17 protein-coding genes are annotated in these 16887 nt (G+C 32.9%); all 17 read left to right on the forward strand.

The features are described 5' to 3' along the window. The 17 genes from G4D72_RS03050 to G4D72_RS03130 all read left to right on the forward strand — a co-directional run bounded on the left by G4D72_RS03050 (nt 1) and on the right by G4D72_RS03130 (nt 16687). Nucleotides 1-1002, forward strand: coding sequence for an SDR family oxidoreductase (locus G4D72_RS03050; RefSeq protein WP_166076139.1), 1002 nt, complete (start codon nt 1-3; stop codon nt 1000-1002). Further along, a complete protein-coding gene (locus G4D72_RS03055; RefSeq protein WP_166076140.1) occupies nt 995-2383 on the forward strand; it encodes a UDP-glucose 6-dehydrogenase in 1389 nt (462 codons plus the stop codon). The genes G4D72_RS03050 and G4D72_RS03055 overlap by 8 nt, the downstream gene beginning before the upstream one ends. A 329-nt stretch (nt 2384-2712) precedes the next feature. Beyond that, nucleotides 2713-3087 carry a four helix bundle protein gene (locus tag G4D72_RS03060; RefSeq protein ID WP_207784848.1) on the forward strand — a complete coding sequence of 125 codons (375 nt, stop codon included), beginning with the start codon at nt 2713-2715 and terminating at the stop codon, nt 3085-3087. Beyond that, nucleotides 3087-4397: a nucleotide sugar dehydrogenase gene (locus tag G4D72_RS03065; RefSeq protein ID WP_166076141.1), complete on the forward strand. Its 1311-nt coding sequence runs from the start codon at nt 3087-3089 to the stop codon at nt 4395-4397. The genes G4D72_RS03060 and G4D72_RS03065 overlap by 1 nt, the downstream gene beginning before the upstream one ends. 10 nt (nt 4398-4407) lie before the next feature. Further along, on the forward strand, nt 4408-5178 hold the full coding sequence (rfbF, locus tag G4D72_RS03070; protein WP_166076142.1) for a glucose-1-phosphate cytidylyltransferase: 771 nt from the start codon (nt 4408-4410) through the stop codon (nt 5176-5178). Further along, a complete protein-coding gene (gene rfbG, locus G4D72_RS03075) occupies nt 5163-6257 on the forward strand; it encodes a CDP-glucose 4,6-dehydratase (RefSeq protein WP_166076143.1) in 1095 nt (364 codons plus the stop codon). The genes rfbF and rfbG overlap by 16 nt, the downstream gene beginning before the upstream one ends. Before the next feature lie 19 nt (nt 6258-6276). Then, the gene (locus G4D72_RS03080) at nt 6277-7185 is read left to right on the forward strand and encodes an NAD-dependent epimerase/dehydratase family protein (RefSeq protein ID WP_166076144.1); all 909 of its coding nucleotides are present in this window, start codon (nt 6277-6279) and stop codon (nt 7183-7185) included. Further along, on the forward strand, nt 7172-7570 hold the full coding sequence (locus G4D72_RS03085; protein WP_166076145.1) for a polysaccharide biosynthesis C-terminal domain-containing protein: 399 nt from the start codon (nt 7172-7174) through the stop codon (nt 7568-7570). The genes G4D72_RS03080 and G4D72_RS03085 overlap by 14 nt, the downstream gene beginning before the upstream one ends. Nucleotides 7571-7572: 2 nt before the next feature. Next, nucleotides 7573-8799, forward strand: coding sequence for an oligosaccharide flippase family protein (locus G4D72_RS03090; protein WP_166076146.1), 1227 nt, complete (start codon nt 7573-7575; stop codon nt 8797-8799). Next, on the forward strand, nt 8796-9824 hold the full coding sequence (locus tag G4D72_RS03095; protein WP_166076147.1) for a glycosyltransferase family 2 protein: 1029 nt from the start codon (nt 8796-8798) through the stop codon (nt 9822-9824). Before G4D72_RS03090 ends, G4D72_RS03095 begins: the two co-directional genes overlap by 4 nt. Before the next feature lie 9 nt (nt 9825-9833). Beyond that, on the forward strand, nt 9834-10526 hold the full coding sequence (locus G4D72_RS03100) for a class I SAM-dependent methyltransferase (protein WP_166076148.1): 693 nt from the start codon (nt 9834-9836) through the stop codon (nt 10524-10526). Nucleotides 10527-10544: 18 nt separating this feature from the next. Further along, nucleotides 10545-11048, forward strand: coding sequence for an LbetaH domain-containing protein (locus G4D72_RS03105; protein ID WP_166076149.1), 504 nt, complete (start codon nt 10545-10547; stop codon nt 11046-11048). Further along, the gene (locus G4D72_RS03110; protein WP_166076150.1) at nt 11045-12220 is read left to right on the forward strand and encodes a glycosyltransferase family 4 protein; all 1176 of its coding nucleotides are present in this window, start codon (nt 11045-11047) and stop codon (nt 12218-12220) included. The genes G4D72_RS03105 and G4D72_RS03110 overlap by 4 nt, the downstream gene beginning before the upstream one ends. Beyond that, nucleotides 12213-13274 (forward strand): glycosyltransferase, encoded by a 1062-nt coding sequence (locus tag G4D72_RS03115; protein WP_166076151.1) that lies wholly within the window; start codon nt 12213-12215, stop codon nt 13272-13274. The genes G4D72_RS03110 and G4D72_RS03115 overlap by 8 nt, the downstream gene beginning before the upstream one ends. Next, a complete protein-coding gene (locus G4D72_RS03120; RefSeq protein WP_166076152.1) occupies nt 13271-14533 on the forward strand; it encodes a hypothetical protein in 1263 nt (420 codons plus the stop codon). The genes G4D72_RS03115 and G4D72_RS03120 overlap by 4 nt, the downstream gene beginning before the upstream one ends. Then, on the forward strand, nt 14530-15654 hold the full coding sequence (locus tag G4D72_RS03125) for a glycosyltransferase (protein WP_166076154.1): 1125 nt from the start codon (nt 14530-14532) through the stop codon (nt 15652-15654). Before G4D72_RS03120 ends, G4D72_RS03125 begins: the two co-directional genes overlap by 4 nt. Next, nucleotides 15644-16687, forward strand: a complete 1044-nt coding sequence (locus G4D72_RS03130; RefSeq protein WP_166076155.1) for a polysaccharide biosynthesis protein — start codon at nt 15644-15646, stop codon at nt 16685-16687. Before G4D72_RS03125 ends, G4D72_RS03130 begins: the two co-directional genes overlap by 11 nt. Nucleotides 16688-16887: the final 200 nt, after the last annotated feature.

Raw genomic sequence — 16887 nt, forward strand, 5'->3', positions numbered from 1 at the left:
GTGAATTATACTATTCAAAATAAAAAAATTGTCATTACGGGTGGAGCAGGTTTTATCGGTTCTAATTTGTGCGACTATTTTTTACAAAATAATAATTATGTAATTTGTTTAGATAATTTTTCTACTGGATTTAAAGGCAATATCCAAAAGTTTTTAAATAATTCTAATTTTACACTAATAGAAGGCGATATTAGAGATTTTGAGACCTGTAAAAAAGCAGTTGAAAAAGCAGATTATGTGTTGCATCATGCTGCTTTGGGAAGTGTGCCTCGTTCTATTAATGATCCAATAACAACAAATGATGTTAACGTTTCTGGTTTTTTAAACATGTTGCAAGCGGCAAAAGAAGCTAACGTAAAACGATTTGTTTACGCAGCAAGCTCTTCCACTTATGGTGACTCTGAAGCTTTGCCAAAAGTAGAAGATATTATTGGTAAACCTTTATCTCCTTATGCCATTACTAAATATGTAAACGAATTATATGCTGATGTTTTCAGTAAAACGTACGGAATAGAAACTATTGGTTTGAGATATTTTAATGTTTTCGGACGCTATCAAACACCAAATGGTGCTTATGCAGCTGTTATTCCGAAGTTTATTTCTTTGTTTATAAATCACGAAAGTCCAGTAATTAATGGTGATGGTAATTTTTCAAGAGATTTTACCTATATAGACAATGTAATTCAAATGAATGAATTAGCTTTGCAGGCTCAAAATCCGGAGGCCATTAACCAAGTTTATAACACCGCTTTTGGAGAAAGAACCACTTTGAACGAATTAATAAAATATATAAAAGAGTTTCTAAAACCATATGATGCTGAGATAGCCAATATTCCTTGTATTTACGGACCAAATAGAGGAGGAGATATTCCTCATTCATTAGCAAGTATAGATAAAGCTAAAGATTTATTAGGCTATAATCCAAAATATGCTATTAAAGAAGGATTGAAAGAATCTATCGATTGGTATTGGAACCATTTAAAAATAAAACAAAATGATTAAAAATATTTGCTGCATAGGCGCAGGTTATGTTGGTGGACCAACAATGGCAGTAATCGCACAGAAATGTCCACATATTAAAGTTACTGTTGTCGATTTAAATCAGGATAGAATTAACGCTTGGAACCATGAAGATTTAAGTTTGCTTCCTATTTATGAACCTGGTTTAGATGCCGTAGTTGGTGAAGCTCGTGGAAGAAATTTATTTTTTTCCACTGAAGTTGATCAGGCTATTGATGAAGCAGACGCAATTTTTATCTCAGTAAACACTCCAACAAAAACATATGGAGTTGGAAAAGGAATGGCAGCAGATTTGAAATATATCGAATTATGTGCCAGACAAATTGCAAGAGTAGCCAAAAATGATAAAATCGTTATTGAAAAATCAACCTTACCTGTAAGAACTGCTCAGGCAATTAAAGATATTTTAGATCATACTGGAAATGGAGTTAATTTTCAAATTTTATCTAACCCAGAATTTTTAGCAGAAGGAACAGCTATTGAAGATTTATTTGCTCCAGACAGAGTACTTATTGGTGGTGATACTACTCCAGAAGGGCAAGTTGCCATAAGTAAATTAGTTGAGGTATATGCCAATTGGGTGAACAGGGAAAATATTTTAACCACGAATGTTTGGTCGTCTGAATTATCAAAGTTAACGGCTAATGCCTTTTTAGCGCAGCGTGTTTCATCAATTAATGCCATGAGTGAATTGTGTGAAAAAACGGGTGCTGATGTAAATGAGGTAGCTAAAGCTATAGGTTTAGACACTAGAATAGGTTCTAAATTCTTAAAATCATCTGTAGGTTTTGGAGGTTCTTGTTTCCAAAAAGACATTTTGAATTTGGTTTACATTGCAAAATCTTATGGATTAAATGAGGTTGCCGATTATTGGGAACAAGTTATCATCATGAACGATCATCAAAAAAGTCGTTTCTCTAAAAATATTATCAGTACTTTGTATAATACTGTTTCTGGTAAAAAAATTGCTTTCTTAGGGTGGGCTTTCAAAAAAGATACCAACGATACCAGAGAATCTGCAGCCATTTATGTTGCTAATGATTTAATTAGTGAACAAGCAAATATTGCCGTTTTCGATCCGAAAGTGGAAGCAGATCAAATTCTTTTCGATTTAAATTATCTAGAAACTCGTACGGAAGCAGATAATAAAAAATACATTTCTATTGAAAAAAATGGTTATGATGCTTGTAATAATGCTCATGCTATCGCCATTTTAACAGAATGGGATGAATTTAAAACGTACGATTGGCAAAAAATATACGACAATATGCTAAAACCGGCATTCGTTTTTGATGGTAGAAATTTATTAAACAAAACGGAATTAGAAAAAATCGGATTTATTTATCAAGCAATTGGGAGTTAGATTTGGGAAGTGGAGACTTTGAGAAGAGGAGACTTTGAGATGGGGAGACTTTAGGAAGGTGAGGCTTTGAGAAGGTGAGACTTTGAGAAGGTGAGACTTTGGGAAGGTGAGACTTTGAGATGGGGAGACTTTGGGAAGGTGAGACTTTGGGAAGGTGAGACTTTGGGAAGGTGAGACTTTGGGAAGGTGAGACTTTGAGAAGTGGAGATTTTGAGAAGGTGAGACTTTGAGAAGGTGAGACTTTGGGAAAGGGAGACTTTGAGATGGGGAGACTTTGGGACATGGACGTTTTGAAAAAGAGATTTTGAGATTGAAAAATTGATAAAAGAATGGCAAAAATTAGTACGCATAAAGATTTAAGAGTTTATCAATTGGCTTTTGAGCTAAGTATGAAAATTTATAAAGTTTCGAAAAGTTTTCCTGTTGAAGAAAAATATTCATTGACAGATCAAGTTCGAAGAAGTTCTCGTTCTGTTTGTGCTAATTTAGCAGAAGCATTTAGAAAAAGAAGATATCCAAAGAACTTTGTGTCTAAATTATCTGATTGTGAAGCAGAAGCTGCCGAAACTCAAGTTTGGTTAGATTTTGCATTAGAATGTGAATATATTGATAATGAATTCTATAATGAGATTTATAAACAATACGATATGGTATTAGGAATGTTAGTAAATATGATTGTTGAACCTGAAAAATGGAGTATTTAATGTCGCCAAATCACCAAATCACCCAATCACCAATTCGCATTGCTATCCTTGGATTAGGTTATGTAGGACTTCCATTAGCAAGATTATTTGCTACTAAGTATCCTGTGATAGGTTTCGATATTAATGAGCAAAGAATTACCGAATTAAACAACGGAATCGATTTGACTTTAGAAGTGGAAGAAGATTTGTTGAAATCGGTTTTAAAAACTCATAACTCAACACTTATAACCAATTATTTGCATTGTTCTAATAAGTTGGAGGATATTGCGGATTGTAATTATTACATCGTTACCGTTCCAACGCCAGTAGATAAACACAACAAACCTGATTTAACACCACTTTATAAAGCAAGTGAGACCGTTGCAAAAGTTTTAAAAAAAGGCGATATTGTTATTTATGAATCTACTGTTTATCCGGGTGTTACAGAAGACGAATGTGTTCCCGTTTTAGAAAAATTATCAGGATTAAAATTTAATATCGATTTCTTTGCAGGATATTCTCCTGAAAGAATTAATCCAGGTGATAAAGAACATACTGTAGATAAAATATTAAAAGTTACCGCAGGTTCTACTCCAGAAATAGGCGTAAAAGTCGATGCCTTATACAATAGTGTCATCACGGCAGGCACGCATTTAGCCCCAACAATAAAAGTGGCGGAAGCTGCTAAAGTTATAGAAAACTCACAACGCGATATCAATATTGCCTTCGTAAATGAATTAGCAAAAATATTTAATATTTTAGATATCAATACGCAAGATGTATTAGAAGCCGCTGGTACTAAATGGAATTTTCTTCCTTTTAAACCAGGTTTAGTAGGCGGACATTGCATTGGAGTTGACCCGTACTACTTGGCTCAAAAAGCTATAGAAGCTGGTTATCATCCAGAAATTATTTTGGCTGGTCGCCGAATGAATGACAGTATGGGTGAATATGTAGCTTCAGAAGTAGTGAAGTTAATGATTAAAAAAGAAATCGTTTTGCATAAAGCAGAAGTATTGCTTTTAGGAATCACTTTTAAAGAAAATTGTCCAGATGTAAGAAATACTAAAATCGTAGATATTGTTCATGCTTTGAAAGAATATGGCATAAATATTACCATTTATGATCCATGGGCAAAACCAGAAGAAGTGCTTCATGAATATGGTATAGTAACTACTAAAACGCTTCCAGTAACTCAATTTGATGCGCTAATTTTAGGTGTTTCTCATTCCGTATTTCATGATTTAGATATCAAATCTTTAACAAAAAACAATAATGTTGTTTATGATGTTAAAGGATTTCTTAACACAGAAGTTGACGGAAGATTATAATTGTTTGATTATGAAAGTAGTAATATTAGCAGGGGGTTTTGGTTCTCGATTGTCTGAGGAGACCAGTTTAAAACCTAAACCTATGGTTGAAATTGGTGGAATGCCTATTTTATGGCATATCATGAAAATTTATAGTGCACATGGCTTTAATGAGTTTATCATTCTTTGCGGATACAAAGGATATATGATTAAAGAATATTTTGCCAATTATTATGCACATTTGAGCGATATGACTATTGATCTTGAAAAAAATACAATTTCCTATCACAAAAATAAAGCGGAACATTGGAAAATTACATTAGTAGATACTGGATTAGAAAGTATGACTGGTGGAAGAATAAAACGTGTACGAGATTATTTAGGAGAAGATCCTTTCTTTTTAACATATGGAGATGGTTTATCTAATGTAAATATTAAAGATTTACTTGATTTTCATCAATCGCATAAAGGTGCTATTACTATGACTGCAGTTCAACCAGAAGGGAGATTTGGGTCGTTACAAATAGGTGATAACAATGAAGTTGTAAGTTTTACAGAAAAACCAAAAGGCGACGGTGTGTGGATCAATGGTGGTTTTTTTGTATGTGAAGCTAAAATTTTCGATTATTTAGAAAATGATGCTACCATTTTTGAAAAGCAACCTTTGGAGCAATTGGCACAAGATGGTGAATTGTTTTCTTTTAAACATACCGATTTTTGGAAACCGATGGACATGTTACGCGATAAAATGGAATTGGAAGAAATGTGGAAAAATGACCTTGCCCCATGGAAAATTTGGTAACTTCATCATTAGCTTATTACACGTCTAATTTTCAGGGGAAAAAAGTCTTTGTAACCGGGCACACTGGTTTTAAAGGAACTTGGCTATTGGTTTTGTTAGATAAATTAGGCGCCCTAACCAAAGGATATGCCTTAGCACCAGAAAATAATAAAAAAATTTTTGAGGAAATAGCACAAGAAATAACTTTTGAAAGTTGTATCGATACAATTTTAAATTACGATTCTTTAGAACGTGAGATTTTAGCTTTTCAACCCGATTTTATTTTTCATTTAGCAGCTCAACCGTTAGTAAGATTGAGTTATGAAATTCCTTTAGAAACTTTTCAGGTGAACGTAATTGGAACGGCTAATGTTTTAAATGCAGCAAGAAAGTTAGAGAATGCTTGTCAAATTATTTGCATTACCACTGATAAAGTATACCACAATAAAGAAGAAATGTATGCCTATACCGAGAACGATCCCTTAGGAGGATACGATCCATATAGTGCTAGTAAAGCGGCTTGTGAATTAGTTATTGATTCTTATAGAAAGTCTTATTTTAATGTTCAAGATTTTTCTACACACCAAAAGGGGCTTGCTAGTGTGCGAGCGGGTAATGTGATTGGTGGTGGCGATTGGTCTACAGATAGGTTGCTCCCAGATATCATGTATTCATTACAAAATGATGTAGAAATTTGTGTTAGAAATCCGAATTCTATTCGCCCTTGGCAGCATGTGTTAGAGCCTTTGTTTGGTTATTTGAATTTAGCCATTCATTTAAAAAATGATCCCATAAAATTTGGAACATCGTATAATTTTGGGCCTTCTGTAGCTGATAATTTAACCGTTATTGAAGTGGTGAAACAAGCCATTGCAGTTTATGGAAGTGGAAGTTATGTGGTACCTGAATTGACTCAGCAGCCGCATGAAGCCAATTTGTTGCAGTTGGATATTTCTAAAGTAAAGGCACATTTAAATTGGGAGCCAAAATTTTCTGCAGCGGAGGCCATAGCTCTTACTGTTCATTGGTATAAAAATCATTATCATTCTACAAATGCTTATCAATTAATAGCGCAAGATATCGACCGTTTTTTTAATTAATTTTTATATCATTTGCCCCATGAAAAAAATTGCAATTTTAGGATGTACTTCTTTTTTAGCTCAAAAATATGTTGCTTTTTTTGCTCCTTATTCAGACTATGAGTTCGTGTTGTTTGGCAGTAAACCTACTCACGAAACACATGCGTTTTATAACTATTCGTTACCCGATTATCCACTCGATTTAGCAGTTCTAGCATCCTGTGATTTTGTTTTTTATTTTTCTGCTGCAGGTGTACAAGCTAACGTCACAACAGCCAACTCTTTACTTTATTCTGTTAATGTTTATGAGCCTATTGCCATTTCACAGTATTTAGAAACAATTGATTTCAAAGGGCAATTTATCACTTTTGGTTCTTATTTTGAAATGGGGTATACCACTGCGCAACACTATGCATCTGTTAAGGAGCTAATTCATGCTGATGGTCAGGTTCCAAATCATTATTGTAATTCTAAACGTCTTCTTACTAGATACATTCATGGTAATATTCACCGAATTAATTGGTTGCATTTTATTTTACCTACTATTTATGGTCCGGGAGAGAATAAAGCGAGATTGGTACCTTATTTAGTAGATGCTATTCAGAATGCAACTCCTATTCAAGTGACATCTGGTTCGCAAATAAGACAATACCTACATGTTGACGATGTGGTGCATTTATTAGCAAAGATTACTCAGTCGACTTCCAACCCTAATGGGATTTTTAACGTAAGTACGAAAGAAGCTTTCAGTATTAAACATATTATTGATACCGTTTTCGAAACGTTACACTTTGTGCCTAACGCTGCAGTTTCATTAATTCAAAGAGAGGATACTATGATGTCTTTTTTAGCAATAGATGCAACGGAAACATCGCGTGTTTTTAATTGGAATGCTACACTTTCTTTACAAGATGGAATTAAAACTTATATAACAGATGTTACAAAATAAAATTGAAATTATATCTAGAAATAGAATTGAAGATCATCGAGGTTGGTTTTTAAAAGTGATTACAGGAACAGAAAACCATTTGTCTCCTACTTTAGGTGAGTTTTATGTTACGGTTGCACAACCTAATCAGTCGAAAGGCGGACATTATCATCCAATAGCCAAGGAGTGGTTTACTTTATTAAAAGGCAGTTGTGTTTTAGAGTTAATAGATATTGAAACTAAAGAATATATTTCTTTGGAGTTAAACGAAAATCAACCGCAAACTATTTTTGTGCCCAATAATATTGCTCATAATTTTAAAAATAATTCAGCTTCTGAGTTTATTCTTTTGGCTTATTCAGATATTTTATACAACCCAACTGATACGCTTGTTTATCCTTTTTAATTTTGAAAAAAATACTGTTTTCAAATATCGTTTTTTCCGTTTTAGTTCTATTTTTTGGATTAATTGGGTCAATATTAATTAGTCGGGTTTTAGGACCAGCACAGCGTGGAGAAATTGCTGCTATTTTACTTTGGCCTTCGTTATTATTGTATTTAGGCTCTTTTGGAACGTATCAATCTGTTATTTATTTTTTTTCTAAAGAAAATAGAAACCTAAAGCACATTAATGGTACATTTTTGTATGTAACAGCGCTAAATTCTATTGTAAGTATTTTAGTGGGGAGTCTTTTAATTTTTGTCACACTACATGCTTTAAGTCTGCATTTAAAGTGGTATAGCTTACTATTGTTGGTTACATTACCTTTTTCTATTTTTAATCAATTGGTTGCTTCTTTATTACAAGCAAAATCGAAATTTAAAGTTTTTAATATTACTCGACTTTTTTTTCCAGTAGTTTATTTTATTGGAATTTTATTCCTTTTTTTCTTCCATATTTTAACGGTTGAAACAATTATTTGGATCCAGATAGGCATAACTTTACTTCAGTTTTTACTGTTTTTAAAAATTTATACGATTCACTTTTCAACAGGTTTTAGTCTATCCATTCATAAAAAGACAATTAAAATCATCTATAATTATGGTTTTAAGGTTTGGGTTGGCGATTTGTCTCAGGGCCTCAATATAAAAATGGATCAAATTTTAATTTCTAGTTTGTTGCTTTCAGCGGACTTAGGTATTTATGTTGTAGCCAATAGTTTAGCTAGTTTTACTTCCATAATTCCCACGGCTTATAAAACGGTTTTTTTGCCTAAAGTTGCCTCATTAAAATCGCACTTTGATAAAAAAACGTTAGCTTCAAAGGTACTGTTGCAATTTTTTATGTTGAATGGACTCACAACAGTTTTTGCCTTGTTTTGCACTCCTTTTGCGCTTCCTATGTTATTTGGTGATGCCTTTTTAGCTGCGATTCCTATTGCTTTGATTTTGTTGGTTGGGTATTTCTTTTTGAATTTAAAAACCGTAATGGCTGCCCTTGTTCAAGGCTTTGGAAAGCCTTTGTTTTCCAGTTATGCTGAAATTTTTGGGTTAGTCATTTTAGTGTTTTTAATTTATCCTTTAACCGTTGCGTTTCAACTTACGGGTGCTTGTGTGGCTATATCAATTTCATATTTTTTTCAATTTAGTTTCTTATATGTTTTATATTTGCGTTACCTAAATCAAAATAAATGACCCTACTGTCTATTGCTTTGCCTGTTTTTAATGGTGCCAATTTTATTAGAGAAGCCATAGAAAGTATTTTACAACAAGATAGTTTAGCTTTCGAATTAGTTGTTGTAGATAATGCTTCCACAGATAATACTGTAGCGATTGTTAGCGAATATCAATCGGATTCAAGGCTTAAAATTATTACTTGTCCAGATCATGTAGGACAAGTGGCTAATGTGAACCGCTCCGTTTCTTATTGTAGTTCCAAATGGATACATTTTTTTTGTCATGATGATATCATGTTAAAAGGTTGCGTGACTGAGGTAGTTCGGATTATTTCAAATTTGCCAACGGATCATGATGTAGCTTTAATTAGTCATCAACCTGCCTGGCTCTTTTCGAATCAAATGGTAAAAGCACCTTTTAATGCGATCAATGGAGTTACCATTCATCCTTATGATGTGTTTTACAAAAGCATCGTCCTAGAAAAGACTACTTATCAGATTCATCCTAAAGCCATTACTGCTACCTCACTATTTGAAGGAGTAACTACTTATTTTCCAGCTTTAACGACTGCTGTTGTTCGGAAAGACATTTTCTTACAAATAGGTCAATTTGATGCTCAATATATTCATTTTGATATTTTTTTATGGATGAAGTTAGTACGAGATTATGCTTATATAGAAATTTCTGAAGCCATGACACTAACTCGTATTCATGGTGCCCAAGTAGCAGTAGATGCCAGAAAAACTTTTCGTACTTTTCAGGATAACAGACTTTTTTGGCCCAATTATTTGTCTTACTTAGGCTTGCCTAAAAGTTTAAAAAATAAGGCTTTTATTTTTTTGAAGTGCGCTACCACTGCTACTGGAATTTTAGCTGTTACTGTTTTAAAATCTGGATGGATTTCAGGTTTAAAATTACTTCCTTACCTTCCGTTTTGGTATTGGTGGTTTATTATATTATATTTACCCATGCGTGTTTGGAGAGAAAAACAAAATTGTAAAGAAATTGAACAATATGTACCTCTTGAATACATTTATCCTTAAATAAAACTTATGAATTATAACGATAGCAATTCCGAATATTTAGCGCTTACTAAAACGTGGCATGTAGAAGATTCACCATGGAAGGCAAGTCAAATTTATTCTCTACTACAAAAAAACAACATTTCTTTCCAAACAATGGTTGAGGTGGGATGTGGGTTTGGTGAAATTTTGTATCATCTGGATGCGACATATAATGATAGTACCAAACAATATAAAGGTTTTGATATTGCTGAAGATGCTATTCAACAAGCTCAAAAGAAACACAAAGAAAATGTTACTTTTCATTTGGAGGATTTTACCCGTTCTAACACCTTTCATGACGTTCTTTTAATGGTTGATGTTTTTGAACATGTGCCGGATTACTTGGGCTTTTTGGAGCAATGTAAAACTAAGGCTACTTATAAAGTATTTCATATTCCACTTGACATGCATGTGAGTGCTTTGTTTAGAAATAAAATGGCACCGGGACGCTATGAGATTGGACATCTGCATTATTTTTGTAAAGAAACAGCTTTGTCTACTTTAGAAGGTTCTGGATATAAAGTACTCGACTTTTGTTATACGAATGGTGCTAATGAACTACCAAATCGACAGCTTAAAACCAAATTGGCTAATATCCCAAGAAATATTTTATATCCCATTTTTCCAGACTTTACTGTAAAATTATTGGGTGGGTATTCGTTATTGGTGTTAACCACTTAATTTTACAACATGTTTTTTTTGTGTAAAAGTATTTTATCCGATTGTTTGTCTTTTCTAACTCGACTGGTTTCCTATTGCTATTGGAATAGTAAAGGTGTTAGAATTACTTTATCTTGTTCTGTTTCTATGCGAGCTAAAATACAAAAAGGGTGTGTATTTACAGGCACTACAAGTATTTCAGATCAAGCAGTTATCGGGAAATATACTTATGGTCATAATCTAAATATTCATCATGCTGTATTGGGTGATTATTGTTCCTTAGCACCCAATGTTTGCATAGGATTAGATGAACATCCATTGGATCAAAAGTCAACTCATCCTCATTTTTATACACCATTGGTTCAGAAAAATGCAATTATTGGTCATCATGTCTGGATAGGAGCACAAGCAGTTGTTGCCGCAGGAAAAATTGTGGGCGATCATGCCGTAGTAGCAGCAGGTGCCGTAGTTGTGAAAGATGTACCTGCGCATTTTTTAGTTGGAGGTGTTCCAGCCAAAACGATAAGAAATTTACTACAATGACAAAGGTGAATCAGAAATATGTGGTGCTTCATTCGGGTAATCGTGATGGCTATAAAGTGGCTGAAGCCTTATTTACAGCAAATAAGTTACAGTTTTTGGTGACAGATGATTATATTTTTAGGTTTCTTCTAAAAAAACAGAATAGTATTCCACTTACTCATATAAAAACGTCTTGGTTGGCCGTGTTTTGGTTGGTTTTGTATAAGATTTTTCAGAAACAGTCGTTCCAGATATATAAAGATAATGCTTTGTCTGTTAAAGGAGCCAGTGTTGCAAATAAGTATCAAACGGCACTTATAGCTTACAGTTACTATGCACTTCCTGCTTTTGATAGGCTTAATCCAGCATTGAAGAAAATTTTATTTCAATTGCATCCTCATCCTACATACATTCAGAAGTTGTATCAAGAGGAGATAGAGGCTCTTCCAGAAGCAAAATTTTCGCTCGCACAAGAACATGAATTACAACATTCACCACATTTAGAACAATTAAAAGAAGAGGCGCATCGGGCAGATTTGATTTTTTGTGCCAGTTCATTTACCAAAAAAACCTTAGATTTTGATCGAGTTCTTGCTCCGGTACATGTGGTCCCTTATGGTGTTACTCTCTCAAAATTTGAGTATCAACCACGTGTTTTTAAAGAAGATCATTTACGTGTCATATTTGTTGGAAGTATTAACCAACGCAAAGGAATTTATTATTTGTTGGCTGCTATAAAACAATTGCAAAATGAAAATTACCCCATTCATTTAGATATTTTTGGTAGGGGTATTTTAGATGTAAATTTGGTAGAAAGTTTTCAATTAGCGCATTGTACAATACATATTGCTGCCAGTTTTGAAGAACTTTTAACTGGATACCATCAGTCCGATGTTTTTATTTTACCTTCTATTTGTGAAGGATTCGGACAGGTTATTTTAGAAGCAATGGCTACTGGTTTGCCTGTTATTGCTACCGATAATACGTCTTTACCTGATTTAATTTCCTCTCCTTCTGAAGGGGTAGTTGTTCCTATACGCGACATTACGGCTATAGTGGATCAGTTAAAATTCATGTATCACCATCCTTCACTTAGGTTGGAAATGGGGAAGCAATCCCATCAAATAGCCCAACACTATACTTGGCAGGCTTTTCAACAACAATTTCTACAAAAATTGATGGCTTATGAATAATTTACTAGTTTTATATGCCGAAGTAATGCCTTACAATGTAGTGGCTTTTGAAACATTTGCTGCTACATATCCGGCATACCGATTGCATGTAGTTTGTTGGGATGAATCTAAAAAAATTACAGCTTATCAACATCCAAAACATGAAGCTATTACGTATTATAGGCAAAGTGATTTTTCGGAAAAAGACTTATTGGCTTTATATGATTTATTGCAACCACAACTTATTTTAGTTTCTGGTAGAATGGATAAAAGTTATTTGACCTTAGCTGCATATGCCAAGAAAAAAAAATGTATAGTAGTTGGTAATTCTGATAATCAGTTTTTGGGAAGTTTAAAAAATTATATATCAATATTTTTTTCCTTTTATCTTTATAAACGTTATTTTACTCATATGCAAGTTCCTGGTAGTTTGCAATATCGTTTTTGTAGGCTTTTGGGGTATCAAAAAGAAAAGATAATTTTTCCACAATATACAGCTGATGTATCGTTGTTTGAGGCAGCCTATTTACAAACTAAAACTAAAAGAGTGTATAAGAAGATTTTATTTATTGCTCGATTAGAATCTGTTAAAGGGATTGCTTTATTATTAAAAGTTCATCGCGAATTGTATAGTTCGCAACAAATTACAACCCCATTAGTTGTTGTAGGAAGTGGAAGTTTGCAACAAAAATTGAATTTGAGTTATCCTGGTATCACATATTATCCTTTTATGAGTCAAAAAGAAATAGTAACTTTATTAGATGAGATACAGTATTTTTGTTTGCCAAGTTTGTATGAACCATGGGGTGTGGTGCTTCATGAAGCTGCAGCGGCCGGATTGCCTATAGTTACAACATCTGTTTGTGGTGCAGCTAGTACCTTTGTTACGCCAACAGCTAACGGTTTTGTGATTGCGCCAAATTCTGAAAAAGAATTGAAAGAAGCCATGCTTGCGATGCATGCTAAATCAAATGAAGAAATTAAAAAAATGGGTGAAATAAGTTATCAACTGTCAAAGAAAATAACTCCAGAAATGTGGGGAACTAGTTTGATGCAATTAATTGAAAAACGATGATTTATTTTGATTTAATTTTAGTGGTCTCTCTATTTGCTTATCTATTTTTAAATAAAAAATTTGATTTGCTCAATCCATCTGTTATTTTCCTTCTTTTTCATGTTTTTTTCGTTACGTTCAAGTGTGTTCAAATCTTTTTCTTTGATGCTAAAATTATTTCAAATCAATGGTATAGTAATTTTGTAACTGTTGAAGAAATTGAGAAAGCGATTTTTTTAGCTGATATTTCTTTACTTGGTTTTTTTGCTGGATTTCATCTTTTCACAAAAAAGTTTCAAAAAAAAGGACAACGTTTTACTCAAAAATTTCAGGAACTTAAAGAAAAGAAATCTATTTTATTAAAAAGTTATTTGTTGTTATTAGTTCCTTTGGGAATATTTGGATTTGTCTTTTTTTCATTTGTACCTGGTTTATCAAGTGAAGAAATTGTGTATGATACAATTCCTCTAATTTTAGGTAGTTTAGGAATAGTTTCTGCGGTTATTTTACTGTATGAAAAAGGTTTTGTTTGGTATTATGTAGTTTTCTTTTTCATAATGGTTGTGGCGTATTCTTTGCAAGGAACGTTGCGATTTCGAGTTATTTTACCTTTTGTTTTTGTTTTGTTGTTGTATTTAAAAATACAGCAATTAAAGTATCCGCCTCTTAAATTTGTAGTATTGGGATTTGTATTACTTTTATTAAGTTTTCCTTTGAAAGAAATCGGTAAATCTTATCAAGAAGGTGAAACGATCCGTTTAACAGAAGTACTTTCAGATTCTTATGAAGAAGTGGTTTCGGGGGAATCGGGCGATTTATCATTTGTTGAACAAAGTGCAGCTATGGTAGGTGCCATTGATGTAAAAGACATTATTTTTTATGGCGGAACCTATCAACCTATTTTGTTTTTTTGGGTGCCAAAAAAAATATGGGCAAGTAAACCAAGATTAAATCAATGGCAATTTGATATTTCAATTTCAGGTAGAGAGTTTGGAGAATTGGGACAAATTTCAATGTTAAGTGGAGAATCGTATGCTAATTTTAGGTACTTAGGGGTGTTTTTCATTCCTTTTCTTTTGGCTCGATTTTATAGTTATTTGTTCCATGTTTACCAAAACGTGAATTATAAACATCCTGGTTTTTTATTGTTACTTTTGTACAATATGGTTTTGTTTCAAATATGGCGAGACGGTATGATATCTTTCATAATGTTTCCAATTACGAACTATTTGCCTATTATGCTTTTATATTTTATTAAAAAAACAATTCCTGTGAAATGATTATTTTAATTAATTGTTCCAACTTAAAAGTTGGTGGTGGTTTGCAGGTAGCACATTCGTTTTTATATGAAATTAAAACTAATGTGGAACACCAATTTATTGTAGTTTTGTCCGATTTTTTAAAGTACCAAATCGATCAAACCGAATTTCCAGATAACTTTAAGTTTTTTCATTATTCTATAAAGCCTTCTGCCTACAAAGCTATTTTTGGTACTGATAAATTCCTGTCTGATCTTGAAGATAAATATAATCCTGAAGTGGTTTTTTCTGTTTTTGGACCTACATATTGGCAACCAAAAGCGAAACACATTTGCGGATTTGCAAAACCAGATTATATTTATAAAAATTCTCCTTATTTTAAACAACTTTCACTCTTTCAAAAAGTTAAGTTGAAAGCTAAGGAGTTTTTCCATATGTTCGATTTTAGAAATAATAACGAAGGTTTAATAACAGAAAGTACTGATGTTACTAAAATTCTTCAAGAAAAAGTGACTCAGAAAGTACACACCGTTACAAATTATTACAATCAAATTTTTGAAAATGAATCACTTTGGGATAAAAAAGTAGTCCTAAATGAAGCTGAAGATACTATTAAATTACTGACTATTTCTGCCAATTATCCACATAAGAATTTAGGAATAATTAAAAAAGTAATTCCTGTTTTAAAAGAAAATTTTCCAGAATTTCAATTCAAGTTTTTTCTTACGATTGATAGAAACGAATTTGGAATTTCAGAATCTGATTCTTTAAATCAAAATATAGAATTTTTAGGTAAAGTGTCAATTAAACAATGTCCAAACCTATATTCTCAATGTGATTTCTTATTTTTACCCACTTTGTTAGAATGCTTTTCCGCATCGTATTGTGAAGCTATGTTTATGCAAAAACCAATTTTGACATCCAACTTATCATTTGCAACAGGAATTTGTGGAAAAGCCGCGTCTTATTTTGACGCAATTGATGCAGAAGATATTGCTAATAAAATTGTAGATTTAGCTTCAAGTTTAACGCTGCAAAAACAACTTATTGAAAATGGCTTATTACAACTTAAAAGCTTTGATACGGCTAAAGTTAGAGCGCAAAAATATTTACAAATAATCACATCAAAAGATGAAAATTAAAGACAAAATATTATTAATAACTGGTGGAACGGGTTCTTTCGGAAACGCGGTATTGAGTCAGTTTTTACTTACCGATCATTTTAAGGAAATTCGAATTTTAAGTCGTGATGAAAAAAAACAAGACGATTTAAGAAAAAAAGTCAATAACAATAAAGTAAAATTTTATCTGGGCGATGTTCGTGACGCACAAAGTATAGACGCAGCAATAAAAGGTGTTGATTATATTTTCCACGCAGCCGCTTTAAAGCAAGTGCCTTCTTGTGAATTTTTTCCCATGGAAGCCGTAAAAACCAATATCATTGGAACAGATAATGTATTGACCATCGCAGAAAAGTACGAAGTAAAAAAAGTAGTGGTACTAAGTACAGACAAAGCCGCTTATCCTATCAACGCAATGGGAATGTCGAAAGCAATGATGGAGAAAGTGATGGTTGCCAAATCTCGTAATTTAGACGATACTAAAACAATTTTTTGTGGTACTAGATACGGAAATGTTATGGCATCTCGTGGTTCAGTGATTCCTTTGTTTGTAGACCAAATGAAAGCAGGTAAACCCATTACGATTACCGATCCAAATATGACACGTTTTATGATGACTTTGGAAGACGCAGTAGATTTGGTGCTTTACGCTTTTGAAAATGGTAATCAAGGCGATTTATTCGTGCAAAAATCTCCAGCTTGTACCATTGAAGTTTTAGCAAAAGCTTTAAAATCACTTTATAATGCTAACACAGAAATTAAAATAATCGGTACACGTCATGGGGAAAAATTATTCGAAACTTTAGTGAATCGAGAAGATATGGTTAAAGCGGAAGATTGTGGTAATTATTTCAGAATTCCTGCAGATAATAGAGATTTAAATTACGAACAATATTTTTCTGAAGGTGATGTGCAAGTAACAGAATTAGAAGAATATCATTCTCATAATACAGCTATTTTAAACGTGGAAGAAATGAAACAATTATTGTTGAAATTACCTTTAATCAGAAAAGATATTTACGGAGAAGAAATTAATAAATATTTTGATTTGTAGAAGAACTAAGTGGAAAGAGCCAAGTGGAAAGAGCCAAGAGCCAAGTAGAAAGAGCCAAGTGAAAAGAGCCAAGAGCCAAGAGCCAAGTGAAAAGAGCCAAGAGCCAAGAGCCAAGTAGAAAGAGCCAAGAGCCAAGAGCCAAGTAAAAAGTGAAAAGAGCCAAGTGAAAAGAGCCAAGAGTCAAGTAAAAGTTAAATATA

The organism is Flavobacterium difficile, from assembly GCF_011392115.1.
GTDB classification, from domain to species: Bacteria; Bacteroidota; Bacteroidia; order Flavobacteriales; family Flavobacteriaceae; genus Flavobacterium; species Flavobacterium difficile.

Bases quoted from the DNA above. Each gene is read 5' to 3' on its own strand.
- G4D72_RS03055 (WP_166076140.1), top strand. From the start codon at position 995: ATGATTAAAAATATTTGCTGCATAGGCGCAGGTTATGTTGGTGGACCA.
- G4D72_RS03060 (WP_207784848.1), top strand. From the start codon at position 2,713: ATGGCAAAAATTAGTACGCATAAAGATTTAAGAGTTTATCAATTGGCT.
- G4D72_RS03065 (WP_166076141.1), top strand. From the start codon at position 3,087: ATGTCGCCAAATCACCAAATCACCCAATCACCAATTCGCATTGCTATC.
- rfbF (WP_166076142.1), top strand. From the start codon at position 4,408: ATGAAAGTAGTAATATTAGCAGGGGGTTTTGGTTCTCGATTGTCTGAG.
- rfbG (WP_166076143.1), top strand. From the start codon at position 5,163: ATGGAAAATTTGGTAACTTCATCATTAGCTTATTACACGTCTAATTTT.
- G4D72_RS03080 (WP_166076144.1), top strand. From the start codon at position 6,277: ATGAAAAAAATTGCAATTTTAGGATGTACTTCTTTTTTAGCTCAAAAA.
- G4D72_RS03085 (WP_166076145.1), top strand. From the start codon at position 7,172: ATGTTACAAAATAAAATTGAAATTATATCTAGAAATAGAATTGAAGAT.
- G4D72_RS03095 (WP_166076147.1), top strand. From the start codon at position 8,796: ATGACCCTACTGTCTATTGCTTTGCCTGTTTTTAATGGTGCCAATTTT.
- G4D72_RS03100 (WP_166076148.1), top strand. From the start codon at position 9,834: ATGAATTATAACGATAGCAATTCCGAATATTTAGCGCTTACTAAAACG.
- G4D72_RS03110 (WP_166076150.1), top strand. From the start codon at position 11,045: ATGACAAAGGTGAATCAGAAATATGTGGTGCTTCATTCGGGTAATCGT.
- G4D72_RS03115 (WP_166076151.1), top strand. From the start codon at position 12,213: ATGAATAATTTACTAGTTTTATATGCCGAAGTAATGCCTTACAATGTA.
- G4D72_RS03120 (WP_166076152.1), top strand. From the start codon at position 13,271: ATGATTTATTTTGATTTAATTTTAGTGGTCTCTCTATTTGCTTATCTA.
- G4D72_RS03125 (WP_166076154.1), top strand. From the start codon at position 14,530: ATGATTATTTTAATTAATTGTTCCAACTTAAAAGTTGGTGGTGGTTTG.
- G4D72_RS03130 (WP_166076155.1), top strand. From the start codon at position 15,644: ATGAAAATTAAAGACAAAATATTATTAATAACTGGTGGAACGGGTTCT.